The 23,250-nt window shown below is 53.7% G+C and carries 21 protein-coding genes; 9 read left to right on the top strand and 12 right to left on the bottom strand.

The window, feature by feature from the left end; genetic code table 11:
• Positions 1 to 7: 7 nt before the first annotated feature.
• The 3 genes from RID21_RS22310 to RID21_RS22300 are packed head-to-tail and all read right to left on the bottom strand — an operon-like array spanning position 8 to position 3,261.
• Positions 8 to 847 carry an amidohydrolase family protein gene (locus tag RID21_RS22310; RefSeq protein WP_350192746.1) on the bottom strand — a complete coding sequence of 280 codons (840 nt, stop codon included), beginning with the start codon at positions 845 to 847 and terminating at the stop codon, positions 8 to 10.
• Positions 848 to 892: 45 nt separating this feature from the next.
• A complete protein-coding gene (locus RID21_RS22305; protein ID WP_350192744.1) occupies positions 893 to 2,890 on the bottom strand; it encodes a sodium:solute symporter family transporter in 1,998 nt (665 codons plus the stop codon).
• Positions 2,887 to 3,261 carry a hypothetical protein gene (locus RID21_RS22300; protein WP_350192742.1) on the bottom strand — a complete coding sequence of 125 codons (375 nt, stop codon included), beginning with the start codon at positions 3,259 to 3,261 and terminating at the stop codon, positions 2,887 to 2,889. Before RID21_RS22300 ends, RID21_RS22305 begins: the two co-directional genes overlap by 4 nt.
• A 247-nt stretch (positions 3,262 to 3,508) precedes the next feature.
• Between RID21_RS22300 and RID21_RS22295 the strand changes: the two genes are divergently transcribed.
• Entirely contained in the window at positions 3,509 to 4,477 is a 969-nt protein-coding gene (locus RID21_RS22295; RefSeq protein WP_350192740.1) for a hypothetical protein, read from the top strand.
• A gap of 32 nt (positions 4,478 to 4,509) precedes the next feature.
• Here the strand turns inward: RID21_RS22295 and RID21_RS22290 are convergent, their stop codons facing one another.
• Positions 4,510 to 5,565 carry a hypothetical protein gene (locus RID21_RS22290; RefSeq protein WP_350192738.1) on the bottom strand — a complete coding sequence of 352 codons (1,056 nt, stop codon included), beginning with the start codon at positions 5,563 to 5,565 and terminating at the stop codon, positions 4,510 to 4,512.
• A gap of 287 nt (positions 5,566 to 5,852) precedes the next feature.
• On the opposite strand from RID21_RS22290, the gene RID21_RS22285 reads away from it, so the two are divergent.
• Both RID21_RS22285 and RID21_RS22280 read left to right on the top strand, forming a co-directional pair.
• Positions 5,853 to 6,908, top strand: a complete 1,056-nt coding sequence (locus RID21_RS22285; RefSeq protein WP_350192736.1) for a metallophosphoesterase — start codon at positions 5,853 to 5,855, stop codon at positions 6,906 to 6,908.
• 328 nt (positions 6,909 to 7,236) lie between these two features.
• On the top strand, positions 7,237 to 8,946 hold the full coding sequence (locus RID21_RS22280) for an FHA domain-containing serine/threonine-protein kinase (RefSeq protein ID WP_350192734.1): 1,710 nt from the start codon (positions 7,237 to 7,239) through the stop codon (positions 8,944 to 8,946).
• 15 nt (positions 8,947 to 8,961) lie between these two features.
• Here RID21_RS22280 and RID21_RS22275 read toward each other — a convergent pair whose 3' ends face one another.
• Entirely contained in the window at positions 8,962 to 9,819 is an 858-nt protein-coding gene (locus RID21_RS22275; RefSeq protein WP_350192732.1) for an SGNH/GDSL hydrolase family protein, read from the bottom strand.
• Positions 9,820 to 9,966: 147 nt separating this feature from the next.
• Here RID21_RS22275 and RID21_RS22270 point away from each other — a divergent pair, with 147 nt between their 5' ends.
• From RID21_RS22270 to RID21_RS22260, 3 genes are all read left to right on the top strand, one after another.
• Positions 9,967 to 10,719 carry an HpcH/HpaI aldolase family protein gene (locus RID21_RS22270; protein WP_350192730.1) on the top strand — a complete coding sequence of 251 codons (753 nt, stop codon included), beginning with the start codon at positions 9,967 to 9,969 and terminating at the stop codon, positions 10,717 to 10,719.
• Positions 10,720 to 10,794: 75 nt separating this feature from the next.
• Positions 10,795 to 11,421, top strand: coding sequence for a hypothetical protein (locus tag RID21_RS22265; RefSeq protein WP_350192728.1), 627 nt, complete (start codon positions 10,795 to 10,797; stop codon positions 11,419 to 11,421).
• A 37-nt stretch (positions 11,422 to 11,458) separates the two neighbouring features.
• A complete protein-coding gene (locus RID21_RS22260; RefSeq protein ID WP_350192726.1) occupies positions 11,459 to 12,778 on the top strand; it encodes a hypothetical protein in 1,320 nt (439 codons plus the stop codon).
• A gap of 5 nt (positions 12,779 to 12,783) precedes the next feature.
• Here RID21_RS22260 and RID21_RS22255 read toward each other — a convergent pair whose 3' ends face one another.
• On the bottom strand, positions 12,784 to 13,245 hold the full coding sequence (locus RID21_RS22255; protein ID WP_350192724.1) for a DUF1569 domain-containing protein: 462 nt from the start codon (positions 13,243 to 13,245) through the stop codon (positions 12,784 to 12,786).
• A 276-nt stretch (positions 13,246 to 13,521) separates the two neighbouring features.
• On the opposite strand from RID21_RS22255, the gene RID21_RS22250 reads away from it, so the two are divergent.
• Both RID21_RS22250 and RID21_RS22245 read left to right on the top strand, forming a co-directional pair.
• Positions 13,522 to 14,616, top strand: a complete 1,095-nt coding sequence (locus RID21_RS22250; protein ID WP_350192722.1) for a ligand-gated ion channel — start codon at positions 13,522 to 13,524, stop codon at positions 14,614 to 14,616.
• An 84-nt stretch (positions 14,617 to 14,700) separates the two neighbouring features.
• Positions 14,701 to 15,225, top strand: coding sequence for a GNAT family N-acetyltransferase (locus tag RID21_RS22245; protein WP_350192720.1), 525 nt, complete (start codon positions 14,701 to 14,703; stop codon positions 15,223 to 15,225).
• Here the strand turns inward: RID21_RS22245 and RID21_RS22240 are convergent.
• The 3 genes from RID21_RS22240 to RID21_RS22230 form a co-directional block, all read right to left on the bottom strand.
• A complete protein-coding gene (locus tag RID21_RS22240) occupies positions 15,222 to 15,917 on the bottom strand; it encodes a hypothetical protein (protein WP_350192718.1) in 696 nt (231 codons plus the stop codon). The genes RID21_RS22245 and RID21_RS22240 overlap by 4 nt on opposite strands.
• A 145-nt stretch (positions 15,918 to 16,062) precedes the next feature.
• Positions 16,063 to 16,971 carry a CHAD domain-containing protein gene (locus RID21_RS22235; RefSeq protein ID WP_350192716.1) on the bottom strand — a complete coding sequence of 303 codons (909 nt, stop codon included), beginning with the start codon at positions 16,969 to 16,971 and terminating at the stop codon, positions 16,063 to 16,065.
• Positions 16,972 to 17,071: 100 nt separating this feature from the next.
• Positions 17,072 to 18,301, bottom strand: a complete 1,230-nt coding sequence (locus tag RID21_RS22230) for a multidrug effflux MFS transporter (RefSeq protein WP_350192714.1) — start codon at positions 18,299 to 18,301, stop codon at positions 17,072 to 17,074.
• Positions 18,302 to 18,496: 195 nt separating this feature from the next.
• On the opposite strand from RID21_RS22230, the gene RID21_RS22225 reads away from it, so the two are divergent.
• Entirely contained in the window at positions 18,497 to 18,763 is a 267-nt protein-coding gene (locus RID21_RS22225) for a hypothetical protein (protein WP_350192712.1), read from the top strand.
• Positions 18,764 to 18,791: 28 nt separating this feature from the next.
• On the opposite strand, the gene RID21_RS22220 is transcribed toward RID21_RS22225, so the two are convergent.
• From RID21_RS22220 to RID21_RS22210, 3 genes are all read right to left on the bottom strand, one after another.
• Positions 18,792 to 19,634: a UbiA family prenyltransferase gene (locus RID21_RS22220; RefSeq protein WP_350192710.1), complete on the bottom strand. Its 843-nt coding sequence runs from the start codon at positions 19,632 to 19,634 to the stop codon at positions 18,792 to 18,794.
• A 71-nt stretch (positions 19,635 to 19,705) separates the two neighbouring features.
• Positions 19,706 to 20,920 (bottom strand): inositol-3-phosphate synthase, encoded by a 1,215-nt coding sequence (locus RID21_RS22215; RefSeq protein WP_145180968.1) that lies wholly within the window; start codon positions 20,918 to 20,920, stop codon positions 19,706 to 19,708.
• Between the two features lie 276 nt (positions 20,921 to 21,196).
• Complete coding sequence (locus tag RID21_RS22210; RefSeq protein WP_350192708.1) at positions 21,197 to 23,044, bottom strand: phospho-sugar mutase; 1,848 nt, start codon at positions 23,042 to 23,044, stop codon at positions 21,197 to 21,199.
• Positions 23,045 to 23,250 lie beyond the last annotated feature (206 nt).

The raw sequence follows: 23,250 nt of genomic DNA, 5'->3' as shown, positions 1-23,250 counted from the left end.
GTTTCTGTTAAATGCCCTGGAAAAAGACATGTTCAGCTGTCTTCTCCAGAATCCATGATTTGTCGTCATCCGACAGGAACGGCAGTCCATTCTTGATCAGATCGATCGACGCCTTGTAAGTATGGGGTCCCTGCACCTGGTAGGGGCAGTCGGTAGCCCACATCAGGCGTTTAGCACCAAAGGCCTGATACACCTTTTTAATGAGTGGCGCCAGATCATGGTAGGGCATCTGCTTCTTGCCCAGGGCGTAAAAGGCAGAAACTTTGACATAAACGTTAGGATGCTTGGCCATCTTACACAACGCGTCGACTTCTTCAGGCTCGATCTTGCCGGTCACACCAATCCGTGCCAGATGGTCGATCACCACGGTCGTGTCGCGATGCTTTTGACACATTTTATCCAGTGCTGGCAGCCCGTTGGGATTCATCAGGCAGCACATGGCCATACCTTCTTTTGCACCGGTCGTCCACATCTCTTCCATGCACGCACCGTCCAGCCACTCGCCTACCTTCTTCGTCTTCGGTGCAATCCGGAAGCCACGTACTCCCTTTTTCTTGAGGTCCAGCATCTTCGGCGTCGGGTTGTCCCCCTTCTGGTCGATCACAGCCACACCGGAAAACATTCCCGGATACTTGGCCATGCAGTCCAGCATGTAGCTGTTGTCAAAACCGTAGAAGGACATCTGAATCAGCACGACCCGGTTCACACCGACCGGCATCATTTCTACCTGCAGCTCTTCCGCGGTGAAACTGGGAGGCTGCATATCCGCGACCTTATACCCGGGCGCCAGGGGGTATTTTTTGACGTCAGGAGTCCAGACATGCGAATGTGCGTCGATATATTCCATAGCATGATCCTCAAAAGAGTCAGAAACCCGTTGGACAAAGTCGGCTCAGGAACCGGCTTTCTCTTGATAGAAAAACTTATGCACCAGTTCCTGTGGCGGAGGTGCAGTCAGCTTCGTGACAATGAATCCACAGATGAAGGAACCAAACAGACCGACAATGATCGGATCGAAATCGAACAACTGATATGGTTTGAAAAAGCTGCCGTTCTCGAAGTATCCGGTCACGTACATCGCCAGATGCAGTCCGAAACCGCCCACCATCGCCCCCATTGCACCAGCGGCATTTACACGTCGCCAGTACAGAGCATAGACGATTGGTGCCAGGAAACTTGCCGCCAGTCCACTCCCTACATACACAATAATGTCCTGCAGGAACTGAGGTGGATTGATCGCCACAATCATCGCTGCGGTACCAACGACAAAGGTCGCCAGGTAACTCAGCATTTTAATCGTCTTCTCGCTGGCTTCGGGATTGATATTCCGCTGATACACGTCGCGAACCCAGGCGGAGGAAATCAGCAACAAGAAGCTGTCTACGGTCGACATCACAGCGGCAAACGGTGCCGCCACCAGCAGACCAGCCAGCCAGCCCATGCCGATGTTCTCCGTCAGATAGACGGCCATCGCCGGCATGATGCGGTCGGATTCGCCTTCCATCCCCGGCAAAATAACCCGGGCACAACAGAAGATCACCACCAGTGGGAAGTAAATCAGGGTATAGTAGATGGCCACGGTACAAATCGAACGCTGCAGCGTTTTCGTATCGCGGAACGCCATCAGACGCACCATATTCGCAGGCTGCCCCGTTCCGGAAATCGCCCACATGAAGAAGAACGAGATCGCCAGGCTTAAAGGCAGAAACCCATTATTACTGGCAGGACTCGGCCCCGGACCGACAACGTAAGACCCCTGCTGGCTTGCTTCCTCTCCGTAGGCATACTGCACCAGATCGATGTTGGAGACACTCACTCCGCTGAGGAAATTCTCCTGTTCTTTCCGTTTCAAAATGCGGTCGATGTCTTCCAGCGTTGTCAGCTGAATGACTTTCACCTCATCCACCGTGGTTTTCCCAGCCGGAATTTCTGAGGCAGCGGTCACCCGGAACAACAGAGGGACTTTCGAGCTTTCAATCGGCTTGTCTGTAATCCAGGTGCCAACCTCAATTCGCATGTCTGCCTCAGCAGGCTGATCCAGGGTTAGCGTGATCCCCCCTTTGTCCGCAGCGGAATAGCGGGGAGGCGTCATTTTCGCCATCAGCTTAGTGGTGTTCTCCAGTCCGCCTGCCTGTGAAATTGCCAGGGGGAGCATGATGATCACACCGATCACCATCACAATCCCCTGCATCACGTCGGTCCAGACCACCGCATGGAAACCACCATACGTTGTATAAACAATCACGGCGATACCAAACACCAACAGGCAGAGCAGGTATTCCGGACTCACTCCATCAGAGAGAAAAGGAATACCCGAGACAGCCTGGGCCAGACCATCGGCGGTGCTCTCAAAGACAGCGACGCCATCGAGCAGTGTCTGCAGAATCAGACTGCCCGCTTTGAACTGGGCCACCAGGTTAAACGACATGAAGAACACGATCAGCGAGACGGCCATCAAACCCAGAATGGGACTGTGAAAGCGGTCGCGAATCACGTCAGGAACCGTAATCGAACCGGAGCGCCGTGCGATCTGGTTTAATCGTTTCCCGATCAAACCCATCGTACAGATCGGGACGACCATGTAACTGCCGATCCACAAGGCGAGGATCCAGCCGTGCGAGTAAATCTTGGAAGGAAACCCGGTAAAACTGCCGCCCGAACTGCTGGTGGCAGCAAAGGTCAAAGCGAAGGCCCAGACCCCCAGGCCACGACTTCCCAGGAAGTACTCACTGAGAAAGCTCTTGCTTTTGAGCAGCTGATTAGAAAGGGCCGCGAGTACGAAGACCGCCAGCGTATAGATCATAAAGGAAATCAGCGCCGCATCGGGGCCGGTTTCATCTGCTGCAAACAGTAATGGTAGACTCTGACTGGTAGCTAGTAAGACTTTCAAGACTCATCCCCCCCGGTAGTTGCATCATCTTGTGCTGCGTGCATCTCTGCTATTTCTTCTGCGAGATCTTCACCTTCGTGAGCTACTCCGAGGTCGTCTTCTTTCATATAAAACAGGCAGAACCAGATTGTAAACAGGTCAGCTAAGACCCAGGGAAATGCAATCCCCCAGAACACCCAGCTGGGTATTCCCATTGTCGTCTCAACCGCTTCAGGATCCAGACCCGACTGAAACCCGTTCAGGTAACAGTAAGGCACGGCCCACAGCAACGCGACAACCCATAATCCCAGGATAATCCAGGCCTCACGCCTGGAGTTTAAAAAGACAGGGTCGACTTCCATGGACTCTGTGTCGTTCACTGGTGCGGTCATTGCACGGCCCTCACTTTTAAACGTTTCTTTATTAAATGAGCGTTTGAGCGAACGATTGTACTCTCGATTCTGACCAGACACAAAGGACCTCTGCCCGAATGACAAAAAAAATCAGAACTGAATTCAGAGTGACAGAATCGTGAACAGACTGTTATACTAGTCTCACAGATAAAACGCTTCGGTTTCACCAGTGAAACTTGACGCACGTTAATCCACATTCTGCTTTCAAGTTCGGGAGTTCTGTTTTATGTCTTCGCGTCCCCTCTGCACCGGCTGTCTGATGACCCTCACTCTGATCTTCAGCGTCGGCTGCGGTTCCTCTGACCAGCCACAAAACGCGCCGGAACAGGTCAGCGTCGATCTGGGCGGCGGTGTCGACATGGGTGAAGCCGGCTCTCTGGAAATGGAAGCTGCCCCTTCGGAACCCAAAACCCAAAAACCGGTCCGGCGGTTCCAGCCTGTGACACTCGGTGGTAACCAGTCCGCCAGCGGCTCCTCTGCCGATGGTGCTCCAGAAGAACAGAAATTCGACAACGTACTCGAAGCACTCAAGCCCCTGCAGATCATGCTCGGCGAATGGGGAGGCACAACTTTCAAAAAATTCGATGGATTCAGTTCTGTGGAAACACTCGACTGGGTCTGGGACCTGCAGAGCAATCCGGCTCAACCCGCGCTCGTCATGCAGGCCGATAAAAGTCGTTATTACGAAAACGCACGGCTCACTTACCTGGCCGATAAACAGAAATACCGGCTGACTGTTACCGACAAAGACGGACAGAAAAAAGTTTACGAAGGCGAATTCTCCGTCCCCCTGACCAAGATCCCCGGCGACGACGATCCCAACGTCCTGCACTCCACCTATAAGCTCAGCCTGGCACTGGTCGAACCGGCGGATGAAAAGAAACACGCCCAGATCATCTTCAATCAGCAGAACAACGATCGCTACATGTTCGAACTTTACGATCTTCGTGGCGACAGCTACGCACGAGTAGATACCATTAACACCCGTCGCAAAGGAACCTCGTTTGCGAAAAGCGATTCGGACTACGGTTCTAAAACCTGTATCATCTCGGGAGGTCTGGGGACCTCGCAGGTCTCATATCAGGGTAAGTCCTACTTTGTCTGCTGCAGCGGCTGTCGAAAAGCCTTTGAAGCCAATCCGGAAAAATGGATTGCCAAGTACGAAGCCAATAAGAAGAAAACCGACACACAATAAACTACTTGCAACGGCGCCGGTCCCAAGTTCCTTTAAGTCGCTTTCCAGCGGACTGTAAGCTCTTCCCACCCGGGTACGCTTGTGTCGGACAGGTTCTGTAGATAAGGCACGCGTTCAACGACCTGGGCAAATAAATTCGCGACCGCTTCTCCCATCTCCCACAATGCATGACGCAGATTCGCCTCCTCAGCCAGCGCGACCATTTCCGAATAAGAGAGTCCTCCCGTTCGACGGCTCAGTTCTTCGTCACATACCCAGCGCGTTCCCTGCTGCTTCAAAGCATACTGCTTCATCAACCGTGGATTTCGAATCTGCTGATAGCGACGATTCTCCGCCAGTACGCGCAGCAAGAGAGCTTCGTGCTGTGGTGCCCACGCATCCGGAAAGTCCGTGCCCAGCAGACCACGTGGCTGCGAGACGCGCATGTAGTGCAGCTGAACCGGTTCGACTGGAGTCTCAGCCAGATCAGCTAACAGGCTCGCCCAGTCCAGTTTCAGTTCCTTGCGACCAACTTCGTGTAACGTTACCAGATCCTGAATCGGTCGATTTGCCGGCGTATACTTTCCGTCAAGCAGATTCAACGTAATCCCCGGCTGCACAGATTTGATCAGGCTGTCTCCCACGATGTGCGCCAGCCAGCCAAACAGGTACGCCAGCTGGCGATCCCCCGGAGGATAGAGATCCCGCGCATCCTGAAACACACGGGCCGCATAATCAGGGAGATGATCCCAGGGCACCGTAAACTTCCGCTCAGCAGGCCCCCAGCCGAAAACCACATGTGCGCGACCATAGAACAGCTGATGGATTTCCCGCGGACGATATTCATTGCCCTGAAACTTCAAGGTCCACGGCTTAACCTCACCGCCGGTCAACGGACTGCGTTCCAGGGGAGCCGTCCCGAAGCCGACCTCTTCCCCCGTATCCACACAGATCGCTTCCGGCATGATCTGAATGTCACACCCCATATAGGCACCGGCCAGGTAACTTGAAAAGTGCCGATGGATCAGAGAGGCCATCGGCAGCTGCTTCTGAACCGCCGCCTTCCCTCCCAGGATGGCGTACATCGTATGACCAACAATCCCACTCATGACAGCCTCGCCTCATCGGTAATGGACCGGAAACACACATCAACATACTGTGATTTATCATACCAGAACAAGCCCCGATACACAGCCTGCAGTGCTGCCATCTGTAATCCGATCTGCATCCAATTTCAGAACCGTGTCTCTTCCAAAAGTGAGAATTCTATTTGTCAGCCTGATTCCCGGTTCAAAAATATGGTCCCCTGTCGAAGCAGTTTCCCTGCAACCGGGAGACCAATCTGATATTATAGTTTGAGTCCTCCCATTTTCATTCGCCCAATAGTAGAACCACCATGAAGCTCCAGACGATCTGCGTTCCCATGTTGTTACTCGCTGCCTCTGTCCTGCCCGTTCACGGGGAAGAACTTCCTCCGGCGCCACAGGGCTCCTTCAGTATTGCTGTGATCCCGGATACCCAGCACTACAAGGGACGTGGCACGCACAGTAAAAAGCAGGCCAAAGATCCCACGACGAACCCCGTCTTCGAAGCGATCACGGACTGCATCGTCGATGAGCTGGACCGACAGCGGATTGTGTTCGTCTCTCATGTCGGCGACATCGTCGACATCAATAACGACGAACAATGGGCCGTCGCACAGAACTGCGTGGACAAGCTGCACGGCAAAGTCCCTTACGGAATCAGTGTCGGCAATCACGACATGACGGGAAAAACCGGCAACTCGGCATTATTCCAGAAATATTTTCCCCGTTCCCGCTTCGCGGAATTCGACTGGTATGGCGGCTGCTATCCCGGCGAACCGAACCAACCGGAAATCTCGGGCAACAACGCGAACAGTTATCAGCTCTTCTCTGCAGAAGGTATGGATTTCATTATCGTGCATCTGGAATGTAACGCACCCGATCCGGTTCTCAACTGGGCCAATGAAGTACTCACCAGACATGCCGACCGCAGAGCGATTGTCACCACCCACATGGATCTGGGCCCACTCGAGCATCCCAAACAGCCAGGCGACTACTTCGACGCGCCCAAAGGTCGCATGGTCTGGAAAAAGTGCCACGGTGCCAATGGGAACACTTCACAGCAGATGTGGGAAAAATGTTTCAGCAAACACAAGAACCTGTTTCTGATCTGCTGTGGTGACCAGAGCCGTACCCAGGCGATGCGCCAGAGCGTCAAAGGCCAACATGGGAATACGGTGCATGAACTGCTCTCCGACTATGGAGCCGAAGGCTTCCGGCTGATGCGGTTCCTGCCAGCTCAAAACCAAATCGAGGTCCGCACCTGGAATCCCGTCAAAGGGGCCTCCTGTGAAAAAACGAAGCTGATCCCTGAACGGGACCAGCATCAGTTCACGCTGGACTACCAGATGACCAAATCCGCAGACTGATATCCAACCAGAGTCATTCCGGAAAAGCAGCTCACAACCCCCACTCCGGTTGTGAGCTGCTTCTCTTTTCCCGCCTGTGCGATTCCACGGGGCGTCTCCCCGTCCGTCATGCCAATCGCCTGTCGCGCACCTCCCGCAACAGACACACATCCATACACGTTGATTCATCGACTTCGACTCTGTCTGTCCGAAGCAGTTACCAGATCAGGATTTCGGTCTGCGCGAAGTTTCAGGAATTTGTGTGCCTCACAGGAATCCGCTACCAAAGTGCGTTGCATCTGTATATAATTAGGAACATTTCTCATTTCCCATCGCGCAACTGTGATTTATGTCGAAACCACAAGACGTACCGTCATTTCTGGAATTACTGCAGGAGAGCCATCTGCTCTCGGAAGACAAAGTTCGCGCCGTCATTGAAGAATTCGACCTGGAATCCGCCGAAAAGCCCAAAGAGGCCGCTCAACGTCTGGTAACCGGGAAAGTCTTGACCCGCTACCAGGGCGAACGCCTGCTGGCCGGCCGTAAACGTGGTTTCTTCATCGACAAATACAAGGTGCTGGAAGTGCTCGGCTTCGGGGGCATGGGCAGCCTGTATCTCGCGGAGCATCTGGAGACGAAGGAACCGGTCGCCCTCAAAGTACTCAATGACAAATGCCGCAACGACGCGGGAATGCTGACCCGGCTCAAACTGGAAGCCTCAGCCGGATCGCGTCTCGATCACCCCCACATTGTCCGCACGATCTCCTATGAAGGATCAGGGGCCGTCTGTTACATCGCGATGGAATTCATCAAAGGCATCAGCCTGCTGGAACTGGTGCTGCTCAAACAGAAGTCGCTCCCCTCTCCCCAGGTCTGCGATGTCATCGCCCAGGCTGCCCGGGGATTGGAAGAAGCCCACCAGGCGGGCATTATCCACCGCGACCTCAAACCGGAAAACCTGATCATCGATTCCCAGGGTTATGTCAAAGTCCTCGACTTTGGTCTGGCCCTGCTTAAAGACAATCCGGATGCGGAATTCTCGCTTTCAATGATCTTCGGTCACGGCTGTGTAGGGACCCCGGAATACATTGCCCCCGAGCAGTCCCGCGAAGGCACAACCGTGGATGCCCGGGCCGATGTTTACGGACTGGGGGGGACGATGTATTTCCTCCTGACCGGTAAACTCCCCTTCCCCAAAGGGACCGCTGCCCAGAAAATTCAGGCCCACCGCGAACAGGCTCCCCGGTCGATCGCCGAAATCGCACCGGCGATCCCTGCTGAAGTCGTCGCGATTGTCGAAAAGATGATGGCTAAGGATCCCGAGGAACGTTATCAGTCGATGGCAGAAGTCGCCGCAGCCCTGGAACCGTTCGCCGAACGCCAGCCGGTCGAATTCCGCTTCAATAAAGTTGTCTCGCAGCGGGTTCAGCATGCCAAGGCCCGCAGTGCGATCGCTCAGTCGAGTATTGTTAAACCGCAGCTCTCTTCACGCATTGCAACCGCCAGTCATGTTGCCGAACAGGCTAAGCAGCAACAGAAATCAGACGGCATCGAACGCCTGACCCGCGGCGAATCGGACATTTCCAAGAGTGGCATCCTCCGTCGTGGCGTTCCCACCGAATCAACAGACCACATGGCCCAGGAAGCCTCGGACGCTCTGGTCAAAGACTTTCAACCGATTGAACTGATCGACCTCGACGATAAACGCAGGTTCCCGATTTTCAAACAGCGGGTGACCCTCGGCCGGAATCCCACCTGCGACATTCAAATCGATCGCCCCGGCATTTCAGGCAATCACTGCGAATTCCACTACGAGAACACCGGCTGGATCGTCACCGATCTCAAAAGCAAAAACGGCACCGAAGTCGACGGCCGACGGATTCAGGAACAGATCCTCTTTCCCGGCAACACTCTGTCACTGGCCGCCAGCTATCACTTCCGCGTCGCCTCGCCGAATCAGTACGTCCAGAAAAACAAGAAGAAGCCGATGCTGATCGCCGCCTCCGTCCTGGCCGGCATCTGCCTCATCGCCGGCATCGGCTACTGGCTGCTGTCTTAAATACTGTAAGGAAAGCTACTTCTGATTCTCTTCCTGCAGTGCCCCCTCAATATACTTCGCCACCTGCTTGCCCAGCAGGTCATAGCCTTTGCCGTTGAAGTGGACGTCTTTCGGATTCTGCACTTCCGCCAGATGTGGCGTGATGAAGGTAAACAGATCGTCGATCTCCACACCGTTCCGCTCCATCACCTTCGCAGCGATCGCGTTCTTTTCTTCCAGCTTCGCCTTCATTTCCGGTCCCTCTTTCCAGTCAGCCGGGATCGGCGTACTGCTGGCCCAGACCACCTTCGCCCCGGTCTGCTTCAGTCGTTTCACAATCTCTTCCAGGCGTTTCTCGTAGTCGTCGACATTGGTCCGACGGTCGTGAATGCCAAAGTTGAAATGGATCAGGTCCCAGTTGCCGTCTCCCAGCCAGACATCGAGTTTCTTCAAGCCGGTCGCCGTCGGTCCGCAGTTCGCTGGAGCCCGATGCACGTTCACTTTCCCTTTTAAGGCGTTCCGGGCCGCCTGCGTGTATCCCCGCGAAACCGAATCTCCAATCAACAGCACGCGGGGCAGTTTGGGATCATCGGCGACATAATCCCAGGCGGTCTTCTGACCGGCGACTTTCTGTTTTTTATAGATCGGGAGATAAAAACCGCCCAGGTTTTCCTCGAGCACGGTTTCCCACGCCTGCTGTTTCGCGGGCAGTGTCGCTTTCCAGGCCGCGAACTTTTTGTTGATCTCCGCTTCCTGCTTCGCTTTTTTAGCAGCAGCTTCGTCGGCGTTGGTCGGTTCGGTTTTCTTGTCATTCGCCTGCAGCGAGGCTACGATGAAACTCAAACAACACAGAATCAACAGTGTGGAACGCAGACTACGGATTGATTTCAACATCGATATTCTTCCCGGTAACTGAAAACGAACGGATTTGGACCTCGTCTTCAGGATACCGCAGGCGCGAGCCGGAAACAATCTCGCTTCAACCGCCCGAGTCGCGTTCAGGCTGTTTTATCATTCACATTTAGATACCAGGGACCTCCCATGTCTGACACATTCCGCTCGCAACTCAAACAGGGGAAACTGCTGATTGCCCCCATGGTTACCTTTTCCTGCCCGGAAGCCGCCGAGATCCTGGCGGACGTCGGCTATGACTGGCTGTTCCTTGATGCCGAACACAGCACCTTTGACCCCTCCGATCTGCAGGCCATCGTGGGACGGGTGAGCCACAAGATCCCCAGCCTGATTCGGCTGCCCGCACCCGAAGAGGTCCCCATCAAGAAAGCCCTCGACCTGGGAGCCGCCGGTATCATCGCCCCGCAAGTCAATTCCGTGGAACAGGCCGAACAGATCGTCTCCTGGTCCCGCTACTCTCCTGAAGGAACCCGGGGGGTCGGCCTGGGTCGCGCCCACGGCTACGGCTTTACCTTCGATGACTACCTGGCCAAAGCAAATGAGGAGACCACTGTCGTCGTTCAGGCCGAGCACATCGATGCGGTCAACGCGATCGAACAGATCGTCGCCGTCCCCGGCGTCGACGCAGTTTTGATCGGCCCCTACGATCTCTCTGCCAGTATGAAACGCATCGGAGAGATCGATCATCCCGAAGTGACCGGCGCCATCGACCATGTCACCGAAGTCTGTCAGAAAAACAATATGCCCCTGGGCATCTTCGGCGTCACCGTGGACGCTGTCAAACCCTACATCGACAAAGGCTTCACCCTGATCACCGTCGGCGTCGACACCGTCATGCTGGGCCACGCCGCCCGCAAAATGCTGGGACAGGTTAAGGGGTAGGGTACCCGGATTCTCCTCGTTTAAGCAGTTCGTATTCTAGTGAAGCTATTTACTTTTCTTTTATTGTAGCTATCGATGATCGAACCCCAGGAATTACAAGATTGGCTTCTCTTCTGTGAGGATGAGCATACGGTTGATCCAAACCATTTCGCCACCATGTTCATGGAGCTCTATCTGGCTCCGCTGACGGAAAAAGATAAGCAGGACCTGGCCCTTATTTTCAGCCACGTTTCCAATTCGGAACACATACTTGAAAAAATGATTCGGATGGATGCTCGTGCAGAAGATAAAACAGAGTCAGACATTATTGATCTTGTACACAGCGACCTCAAGGAGATGCGACAACTCATCAATTCACAACCTGTCTTGGATGCAATCGATCGAGGAATAGCAGAAGAAGTTAAAAATGAAACACATTTCGAGGTCGCTGTTGACAGTGATTTAAACCATCAATTCATTCATAGTCTGAGCGACTTTTTTGTAGGACAACTTGCGAACAGCGACGGTAAAATCAGAGCATTGAGCAATGCATTTTATGGTCTGGCAAGTAATCTGCACCTGCAGTGGGTACTGACTGCGGATCTCCTGAATACAGACCTCAACTTTAATCACTATTTTGAATTGTACCTGATCGGTGTTGACTACGCGATCACTAGAAATGGAGCCGTGGTCATGAACTATCGAAAGATCACAAATGATTAAAAGTCAGTTCAACCTGGCATAGTGGAACAGGTATAGAATGAAGCTCTATTTTTCCCTGATTCTTCCCCAGGAAGACGAACAGATACTGGAGGCTCTCGACCTCCCGTTTGCGCTGTTTGCGGGTTCGAAATATACCTGCAAGATGGAAATCTGGCGGTCCCAGATCCAAACGACACGTTCCTGCGATGTCGAGAAAATCAAAGAGATGACCAGGGAGTTTCAGGCGAATTTTGTGTATCTGAAAATGAAAGCCGCTTCGAAATCACCACACTGGTTGAAGTCAATGACTGGATGTCTGTCTGTTTCGCCTCTGAATCCCCTCTGGGTGGTACAAAAGCCAACAGAAACGAAGCGACGACACGACCACTCTATTGCTATCACTATCCATGGCAGAAAGTCAGAGCTGAAATACCAGTCGATTGATTTTTATCCCTCGATCCTCGAACTGGTCATAGACATTCCTGAATCAGGAGAAACGCTGTCTGGTAACAAGCTTGCCCTGGATCAGATTACAGCCGCTCTGAATGCGTTTTCTGATTTACCAGGTTACCTCGGCTTTGCCTATCAATTAGATGAGTTGTATTCAGAGATTTATGATAACGGCGTTTCAGATTTTGTTAATAAATCCATCGTCAATCGCATCAAAAGATGGCCCGCCGCTCTTCCCCTGCTGAAAATCAGGTTTCCCGGTTTCTATCCATTTCTCTTTGGCCCCACCGGGTTATTGAAAGAAATGAAAGCAGCGCTGGAACAGGGAACATCAACACGGGAACAATTTCATTTTGCTGAGGGGAAACACTACTCTGGAATTTCATTTTTACCGGAGATCACTTCCGATTCCCGGCTGCGTTTCAAGAATGAACAGTTTATGAACGTTCCCTTGGGGGACGAATCCGCGACAGACCTGGAAGTTGTCAACCTGCTGAAGCCCTGGTTGATTGAACTCAAAAATTTGGAGAAAGAAAGAGAATATAACCTACAGGATTATCCGGGAGTATTTCAGAATAAAAATGGGTCGGTGACAGCTTATCTTGCTACCACGTATCAGGAACTTCTCGATTCTTTTTTACTTTCCCCCTTATATGAAGACTGGGGACTGCTGGAATGTCCGTTACCCTATTTTCAAAACTTACTGGGATTAAATCCTGAACAGGTGCTGGTACTCCCCGAAGCCTCAAGGGGAATTGAATTTATCGAAGAACGACTGATGATAGAATACGAACGGCTCTCTCAGACTTCCGATGACCCCCTGCAGAATATAATTACTGCCTACGAAAATAAATCGATCGGCCAATATCGAGAACAGTTCAAAGTAGCATTAGAACTGGGCCTGTTTTCAGGAAACAATCATCATTGACAGATCTACCTCACCGGCTCCAGAAACCGCAGGTGATGGGCGGCGTGGGTTGTGTAAACGGTTTCCAGCGTTTCGCGATCCAGGCGGCCGAAGCCGGGATGCCAGTGGTAGCGTCCCTCATGGGATTTGAAGCGGGCCACGCTCTCGGCAAAGTGTTCCGCTTCCACTGCGTCTGCCAGGTCCGCTGCCGGGACGAAGATCGGAGTTGTCGGAATTCCCTGGGGAGAATCTCCCTTGAGCAGACGCGGCAGGAACAGCCGACGCATCACCGGCCAGAGAGGGGCGTAGATCAGCATCCACTTTGGGTATCCGTCGAGTGCGGGATCCTGCACCAGAGACAAGTGCCGACAGATCTGGGCCAGATTCCACTTGCCCCGCTGGGTGTAGCCGGTCCGTAACAGCGACTCCACTTCCGCAACCGCGTCCTCCAGTCGTTCGAACTTCAGCTCTCGCAAATCCTCAATCATCTCACCGCTTTCCTCGATTTCCTCTCCCACTTCCCCCTGCTCCGCGACAGCAGACAGTTCCTGTCATAAACTTTTCTGTCAATTTCCGAAACCGGTACACAGAGTAATATTGCTTTTTTTGGTCGAGAGAGACCAAAGTATGCATTTCCACTGATTGATGAACTGTGGAAAGATTCAGAGGGATCAACCCTCAGGCCGTGGGTATAATCAAAGAGACAGACCTCGCCCTGGATTTCCCGGCCAGTCTGATCCCACTTCTCGATAAGGAACACTTGATTGGCAAACGCGTTTCTGCCTCGCTTTCTGGTCTGCCTCGGGCTGCTGTTGCCAGTCCCTGCTTTTGCTCAGGAAGTTGCCCCTGGTCCCACTGATCCCAGTGCAGCAAAAAGTCCTCTGAAGTCAACCCTGGTTGAAGAGGCCAAGCCGGAACTGAAGCGTCCCGCCAGTCCGGGTGAAGCGACTGAGGTGCAGGCCCTGATTTATGTGATTGATATTGATGAAATCAACTCCGCCGATCAGAGCTTCGCCGCCAGCGTGTATTATGAAGCCCGCTGGAACAGCCCCCTGCTCCAACATGCAGGCCCCGGACCGCTGCACGTCGATCTGGCCGATCTCTGGAATCCGCGCCTGACCATCATTGGACAGCAGAATGCCTGGAAGTCGTATCCCGAAACGGCGGAAATCCTGCCGGACGGGACCGTCATTTATCGGCAGAAAGTCTGGGGGCATTTTTCACAGCCACTGAACCTGCACGACTTTCCGTTTGACCGACAGGAACTCTCGATCCAACTGGTGGCCCCGGGCTTTTCTGAGAATCAGGTCAGCATGACACCCTGGGTTGGCGAACTGGGGAGAACTTCCAACCTGGCTCCGCACTTTTCCTTACCCGACTTTGATATTCTCTCCTTCGAAGCAAAATCGGCACCGTACTATCCAGACCAGGGACCCATCGGCGTCGCTGGCTACGAAATGAAAATCCAGGTTGCCCGACAGCCCGAATACTACATCTTAAAGGTCATTCTGCCGTTATGTCTGATCGTGATCATGTCCTGGCTGCCCCGCTGGCTGAATCCGGAACAGTCAGGAACCAACATCGGGATCTCCACGTCCGCGTTCCTGACTCTGGTCGCTTACCTGTTTGCGATCACGGTTCTGCTGCCGCGGATTTCCTATATCACGCGCATCGACCGTTTCATTATGCTGTCGACCCTCACGGTGTTTTCAGGATTGATCCAGACGGTGACAAACACCTACCTGCTCAAGGGCGAAAGTATTCAGAATAAACGTCTGGTGGCGCAACTCGATTTCTGGTCGCGGATCCTGTACCCGCTCATTCTGGTAGCGGTCATCGTGATCTCATTTGTACTATGAATGTCTGACATGCTAAAACATGTCTAACAATCGGCGTGATTGTGACGCTGATCGCATCCTCAAAACTCAAGTAGATAAAGTCCCATGTTCACGACCCGCGATGCCACTCTTAATGACCTGCCTGCAATTGTCGACATCTACAACCAGTCGATTCCCGCCGGCACCGCGACAGCGGATACCAAGCCGATTACCGCTGAAAGCCGCCGAACATGGTTTGCCCAGTTCTCACCAGACAAGCGGCCCATCTGGGTGGTTGAAGACGAAGCGGGACAGATCGCCGGTTGCATCTACGTGACTTCGTTTTACGCAGGACGACCGGCGTATGACAAGACGGCCGAAGTCAGTCTCTACCTGGCGAACTCCCACCAGAAACAGGGACTGGGCACATTTCTGCTCCAGAAAATGATCGATGCCTGCCCTTCCCTGGGCATCACAACCCTGGTCGGCATGCACTTCGATCACAACGAAGGCACGAAACATCTGAATGAAAAGTTCGGTTTCGAAGTCTGCGGGCACCTGCCCGAAATCGCTGAAGTAAACGGACAGAAACGGGGGCTGCTGATTTCCCTGCTGCGAATCCCCGAATGTCCGGAAGACGGAATTACTTAACCCTTGTTGGCGGGAGTCGATTCCTGCGGCGATGGTTCTGACGGGGGTTGTTCTGCATCTGACTGCTGCTTTTCCGTTGATTCTCCCGAATCTTTCTCAGGGGCCTCAGCGTCGTCTGGTTTCACTTCGTCAGTGACTGTCGGCACCAGTGGATAGGCTTTGAATTCCTCTGCCGTCAGTTCCAATACACGGCCTGCTGCAGTGAGTGCAAAGCCGCCGTTGTCAGCGATGTCTGCGGTGTAGGCCAGCAGGTACTTGTCGTTCTCCTGACCCGAGTCTGTCAGCACGGCATTCCAAATGACGACGACCTTCCCCGCTTCAATCATCTTTTTCAGACTCTCGGGGATCGTAACCACAACTACGGAATCGGGAGGGACGATCCCATCCGCTTTCGGGGGAGGCGGAGGGTTGTCGATGAAGTCCTGCAGATCTTCCAGGCTGGAAGGAGAGCGTTCCCGTTTCTGATGAAACTCGTGATACGCCAGGCCCAGCGGCTGCATTTCACTCTTAAAGGAATGTGCCTGCTCTGTGGGTTTGAAGAGGCGACCGGAATAGATGCCGACTACCAGCAGAATCAGAAACGCGAACACCAGTCCTCTGACGATCAGCGGAGAGCGATAAGGTGGATGCTGCCGGTCTGTCTCCGGCGTGGAGGTTGGCGTCTGTGATTCACTGTGCTCGTTTGAGTCCATCGTGATCTCCGTGGCTCATCTTCAGAAGTCAACCGCTGTCGAAACGCGATACGCTGCGGTTTTGCATGGGAACGGAAAAATCACTGTACCCGGAACAGAGCACGAATACAAGAACGCATTCCCAGACCTGCTGCGATCACATTCTTTACGACGACTGGTTCTGCCACAGTTTCCAGTAAGCCTGCAGACGCTGGGCGAATGCTTTGGGCTGTTCCGCATAGATGCGATCGGCCAGTGCCAGGCCCGCTGATTGTAGTTCTTCCCGCTGTTGACCGATCAGCGTTATGAGTTGATCGACGTCGCTGGTCGCGCCGAACCGCTCCGGTTCGCTGGTCAGCTGACTGGTCATCACCGCCAGATCGTGATCATCGCCGAGGTAGTCATTTAACTGATCGAGTTCCTCAAGCTGGGCTGCCATGATCGGCTCCCAGATTTTTTTCAGCAGCCGCAGATGATACATCAGATACTTGCTACGTTTGCGGCACTCGTGAAAGAGTTCATCGTGAGGTTGCACGTACAGTTCCGCCAGAGCCTCAGCACCGCGACGGTAATTCCGCTGCAATCCGGTTTTGAGAATCTTGTCCGATTTGCCTTTGATCTTCCACTCGTCAATCTGCTGGTGTGCAGTCTGTAGTTCATCACACAGCTGCTGCAGTTCCTGATCCAGGTCAATCCACTCTTCCACCAGCTGCTGCTTGCGTTCCTGGAAGCAGCGTTCAAAAGCGGCAAACAGGTCTACGTACGCGGGATCGTCGAAGCGTTTCTTGAGTTTCGCCAGAGATTCCAGCATCGATTCCGCATCGCGTACGCGGGACAGCCTGCGTCCTGCATCGCGATACCAGACATTGATGCGGCTGTAGTCGTCTCCCAGTCCCGACCGGACGATTCGAATCAACCCCCGCAGTTTCTTGAACCGTTTGCGAACTTCATGAATGGCCTCGTGCCGGTCCGATTCTGAATCCTGCAGTTCCTGGATTGCCTTATGCACCTGATGACCGGCAATCCGACGCACGCCGTCTGCCAGTGATTCACCTTGTTCGAACTGATAACTCATCGTAAGTCCTGAGGCAGCAATATTTGAGGGAACGGCTTTAGAAAACGTTACCTTACCAGAAACGATCCGTTTTGTTAATTCTGCCGCAGTCTGGACCGGTTCAGGCAGTCTCTTCCGTGGGTTGTGTCGGCGCGGATTCCACCCAGTGCATCACAACCACAATCAACACTCCGGACAGCATGAATCCACTGATGACCGGAATGACGGTGCCGTTATAACTGTGACCAATCAGAATCCCGCAGGGAACCGAGATCAGCGTAGAAAGTGCGCCCATCACCGCCGCTCCGATGCCGGCGATATGCCCCAGTGGCTCCATTGCCATCGCATTCAGATTGCCATACATGATCCCAAAGCAGAACAGAATGATCATCATGTAGCCCATCATCGTCCACAGCGGGGGCTGTCCTCCCGTACTCAGAACGTACACGAAGAACAGCAGGGAGATGACCGTCGAAAACTGTTTGGACCACCGCGACAGGTTCTGCATCCCGAACCGCATGACCAGTCGCCCGTTCACAAACGAAGCACTGCCGATACAGAGGGCCAGGATGGCGAAGTACAGCGGAAACATGGTTCCCAGTTTGTACTGTTTCTGAAAGATCTGCTGGGCGGAACTTAAATATCCCAGGAACGCACTGGAGATCAACCCCAAAGATATCGTGTAACCGAGTGAAACGCGGTGTGAGCAGACTTCAATCACAGCAGACTTGATGCGCGCGACTGAGAAGGGAATCCGCCGTTCTACGCTCAGCGTCTCGGGCAGACGCAGCGCAAACCAGGCCAGGGTCAGCAGTCCGCAGACCAAGAGCGCAGCAAAGATGGCGCGCCAGTGTGCGATCAGTAAAATCCCCTGACCCAGGGTGGGTGCGATCGCCGGAACAAAAATGAAGATCGTCATCACGAACGACATCACCCGGGCCATCGCGGGGCCTTCGTACTGATCGCGGACAATCGCCACGATGACACACCGGGGCGCTGCCAGCCCGAGCCCCTGGAGAAACCGCCCCCCGAGCATTACGTTCAGATCTGTAGCAAACAGTGAAAACAGACTGCCTGTCAGAAACAGACCGAATCCGAGGTAGACAGCTGGTTTTCGGCCGGTGGTATCTGAGAGTGGACCATACACGCCCTGCCCGAACGCGAGTCCCAGAAACAGAAAGGAGACAATCAGCTGGCTGTCATTGGCTTCACGGGCACCCAGATCCTGACCGATTTCTGTCAGGGCAGGCAGCATCGCATCGATCGAAAGTGCTACCAGCGACTGCATCAAAGCCATCATCGCCACAAATTCCGCAAAGGAAATCGCGACGGGTTCTCGTTTCACACTCAAGGAACGCTATTTTCTACTAGAAGGAGATCCAGGGAATTATCAGTGATACGGGCGCCCGCCTCTGAATCATATCGTTCCACTCCCGCGGAGAAAACCATGCTTCATCCCCGAATGTTCCTCTTGCTGAAATGATCGGGAAATCCTATCTTGCGTGGTGTTTGAGTTTTTCCCTATTTCCTTCGAAAGACAATTACCATGCAAAGTGCAGAAGGATGGCGTTCCATTCTAGAGAACTGGCCCGAAGTGATCCCCAAACAGGGTATCATCGTCACGAATTACCAGGAAACGATTCCTTTTCAGAACTTCCTGCTCTCTACGGGCGTGGTGCTTTTGGAGCGGGACAAACCGGATTCCCAGGGAGCGCGCAAAGTCATGCTGTCTTATGAAGCGATCAGTGCCATCAAGCTGACCGACACAATGGAACTGGCCCGCTACCAGGTCATGGGCTTCCAGCCGGTATAAGTCAAACGGACTTCTCTGCCTGCCCCGATCAGGTGACCGCCATCCAGCGGGAGAGCAGGATCGTGGGCAGCAGCAACGCCGCCGTCAGAATCGCGTAGGCAGGGTTGGTCGTCCACACAAAGACCATGATCGCGTTCAGCATCACGTACGAGATGAGCATCGTCTTGACGGCGATCTGCACGTTCTGGGGGGCGGGGTTCAGAATGGCCTGCACCAGCCGCCGGTTGATGGTCAGAATCACCACACCTGCCGCCGCCAGGACCATCGTCAGATTGATTTCCCGCGGCCAGGGATAGGTCGCCAGCATCCAGACCAGGCCGCCGAGACCAGCGTTAATCACCAGCAGGCCACCAACAAGGTGGCCGCGATGACTCTGTTTCGCTTCCATACGGGCAAACCAGGTGAGCCCCATAATGAAGAGTCCCATGGCAGCCGCGATGCGTAATTGTGGTTTGACCCACAGATTGATCTCGCGTGCCACCGCACTGGCCCCCAGCATCAGGTTCAGGAAACGGCAGCTGCCCATCATGACCGGACCAAGGAATGTCTTCTTCAGAATCACGTCATAGCCCAGAATCGCGACAACCAGCAGGCCGGCGACAATCAGGCTCTGCGTCCCCACCGTCTGCGCTGCCCCGACACCGGCCAGCATCAACATACCACCCAGCACCGCAGCGTTCCGAGTAGATATGCGTCCGGAAGGAATCGGCCGTGACGGCCGTTCTTCGGCATCCACTTTCCGGTCGAACACATCGTTGAAGACCATACCCGCGAGGTACAGGCCCGCTGATGCGACCAGTAATAATCCGAAATCCAGCCGTGGCTCAAACGAATTATGCGTCAGCAGAAACCCCAGGATGATGTCCGACATCGCTGTGAACACCGTGGGAAACCGCATTAATTGTAAATACGCGAGACACTTTTTCATGCTGACGTTGATTTCTATTCCTCGGAAACGGCGTCGGCCCAGGCTTCCAGCTGCTGGTACTGTCGTTCAAATTCGGGCGTGGTTGCCTGCATCGGGCTCTTGAAGAACGAACTCAGATACGACATCACACCGCTGCGACCACCCCGCCGCCATTCCCGTTCGGTAAAGCGAACCATGTCGAGCATCAGGGGAGCAGCCAGAATCGAATCGGTTCCCTGCCAGGTAAACTGCAGCGCCATCTTGGTATCGAGGAAGCCCTGGAAGTGAATGTGGTCCCAGGCGGTCTTCCAGTCACCCATCGATTCAATGTATTCGATGGAGACTAGTGTCTGCGGCTTGTATCCCAGGATTTCGGTCAGTAGATGGTCTTTTGAATGTACCTTGTTCGACTTATTAACCGGATCGTCCAGCACTTTGCCGTCCAGGTTTCCGAAGATGTTATGTCCGACCCAGCTCATCACATTCAGGTTGCGATGAGCAAACATCGGGGCCAGTACACTCTTCATCAGAGTCTCACCGGTCTTACCGTCCCGTCCTCCGTGCAGAACCTGCTTCTCTTCTGCCAGTTCGATCATCGCCGGCAGATCGGTGGCTGCGGAAGGAGTGAAGTTGAGATGCGAACAGCCGGCTTCCATCGCGGCAATCGCATACAGCGAACTGGCGGGAACCGGAGATGTCACTCCGTTTTCGAGGGCGTCTTTGAGTTCAGCCAGGCTGAGCGATTTCGCTGCTTCATCGACCGGCGGTTCCGTGGAAGCCAGGTTGACCACAACGACGTGGCCCAGATCATGCTTTTCCTGGAACTCTTTGATATCCGCAGTCAGACGGGCCAGGGTTTCCTGCAGAGTTTCTGTATCGAACTTACGAACGGCATCACCGGCGAGAGATCGAATCGTATCTCCTACATGGATCAGCGTTCCCGGCTTGACGTTTTCATCGTAGGACTTGAGGTCCTCTTCGACGGCCTGCAACAGCGCGGGGTGGAACACGCCTGAGTTTTCACTGAAGTATTTCGCGGCTTCGACAAACGAGGTATCGCGGATTTCGTGACCGCCGATGACGAACTGATCCCAGTCGCGCAGGTTCAGTTTCTTGAAGTAGGGATTTTCTGAAACAAGACCGCTGGTGCCGGTCAGGCCTTTCGTCAATGCGGAAAGCCCCACTGCAGCTGTGGTAGCCACACCGCCCCATGCTCCGATAATCCAAATCCCGATACGTTGTTGCGTCATGATATTGCCTGAAATCTGATAAAAGTTGGTCTAATGGTAATCGTTGTTGTTAGCTGGCCGGGTGGGGGCAGTCCAGTAGAGACCGGCATGACATGAGGCCAACCGGAACTCCTGACTACTGATGCTGGATCACCATCTCTGAGGGAAGTTGATGACAATAAATTGCCGGAAAATATACTTAAATTTGCTTAATATTATAGATGGCAGTCGTCAGTTCACAATCAAGGAAATGCCAGACTCACCCACATTTTTATCTGATCTGTCTCTGGACTCGGTTCAGCTGGTTTGTAATGTCTGATCAATCCAGTCCATGAGTGACTGCTTGAATTCTTCAATGGTTGCCAGTGCGGAGGCTTTGGTTTCCGCAAGCTGACCGGCTTCAGAAACCTCCGCCTGGGCAAAATAGTAGAACTTGATCTTCGGTTCTGTACCTGACGGACGCACACCCAGCTGAACTGTCAGCGGCGAGCCTTCGGCCCGCGCTTCAAACATCAGAACATTTCCTTTGGGTTTAGAAAAGGTCTCAGCAGTGGTATTTTCGGGTAATGAACGAATTTCGAGATCCGCGTAATCCCGGACCAGAGTAAACGTCAGCTGCCCCATTTTCTGTGGGGGCGTGCTGCGAAACGCCTTCATCAGCTGTCTGATCTGCTCGTTGCCTTGTGACCCCTTACACGTCTTGGACACCTGACCTTCCAGATGAAATCCATGCTCAACATAGAGTTCGTCCAGGCGATTGAGCAGGGTTTTCCCCTCACTCTTCAATTCTGCCGCCAGTTCACAGGCCCAGAGGGCACCAATGGCGGCGTCTTTGTCACGACAGTACGTTCCCGCCAGGTAACCCAGCGATTCTTCCGTACCGAACACGAATTTGTCCGGCCCTTCCGCATCCATTGTCTCGGCAATGTATTTGAAGCCGACCAGCAGATTGTTAATGATCCGTGCACCAGCGCTCCGTGTGATCGCAGCAATCAGCGGCGTGGTGACAATTGTCTCCACAACATAATGCTCGGAGGTCAGGCTGCCGTTCTCTTTTTGTTTGCGTAACACATAATCGGCGAGCAGTGCCCCGACTTGATTACCGGTCAGATGCACGAATTGGCCAGCATCGTTTTTGACGCAGACTCCCAGTCGATCCGCATCCGGATCACTGGCCAGAATGATCTCGGCTCCGGTCTGCGCTGCCTGCTCAATGGCCGGCTGATAGACTTCATCCCGTTCCGGGTTAGGCAGCTGGTCAGGTACATTCGGAAAGTTGCCGTTCTGTTCGCATTGCGGTTCGAACCGCTCAATGCCTTTGAAGCCAACGTGCTGCAGAACCTGAAAGACAGAGGTTTCGCCTACACCGTGCAGAGGTGTGAAAAGTCCTTTCAGTTCCCGGGCACTCGAATGACTGTGCTCGGCGACACACTTGCGATACTCGCCGGCAACGTCCTCGTCGATCAGTTGAATTGTTCCCTGTTCCATCGCGGTGTCGAAATCGACAACAGGAATTTCGGTCGCCTGGTAGACTTCATCGATAATTCCCTGGTCGTGTGGCGGCAGAACCTGCCCACCTGTGGACCAGTAGGCTTTGAACCCATTGTCCGAGGGGGGATTGTGCGAGGCGGTGATCATGGCCCCGACGTCACAGCCCAGCTGACGAACCGCAAAAGAGAGTTCCGGCGTGGAACGGGATGTCTTGAAGAAGTAAACCGTCAGACCATGGGCGGCCAGCACACTGGCTGCAATGCGGGCGAATTTCGAGGAATTGATACGCGAGTCATGAGCAATCGCGGCCTTACCTGTTTCCTGTCCCGAGAATTTCTTGTAATACGCGGCGAGTCCATGCGCCGACTCGGCAATCGTCCGCTCGTTGATCGTCGCTGAACCCAGCTCACTCATCAGCCCCCGACGTCCGCCGGTTCCAAACGGGATCACTTCCCAGAAGTAGGTATCGAGATCTTCAAAGGCTTTGTCTTCAATCAGCTGGAGCAGTGCCGGCTGATAGCTGGCATACTGAGGTTCAGTAACCCAGCGTTTGAGATTTTTGAAAGCGGATTCGGAAAGCTGTTTTTCCGAGACAGCGTTCTGAGCCAGATCGAGTGCCTGCTCGGAAGTGATGGAAGGAGACGGCTGGTTCATCCTGTTCTCGTTTTCATTGTTGAGACCGCGGGAGCTGGTTTCTATGTGCGTAAAATCTTATATATCAGTTGTTTCTGCTTCAGAACCGGAGCAGTTCCCAGACCGCTATCACGAACCAGGTTGGTGTGAACGGGTTCTGAATCTGGCTTAGATTGTAAAGGGAACTTCTCCCAGAGCCAACCCTCACGCCCTCTCTGATTCTGCGG

The organism is Gimesia sp., from assembly GCF_040219335.1.
Classification (GTDB): Bacteria; Planctomycetota; Planctomycetia; order Planctomycetales; family Planctomycetaceae; genus Gimesia.
This window is presented reverse-complemented; position numbering and strand designations above follow the sequence as displayed.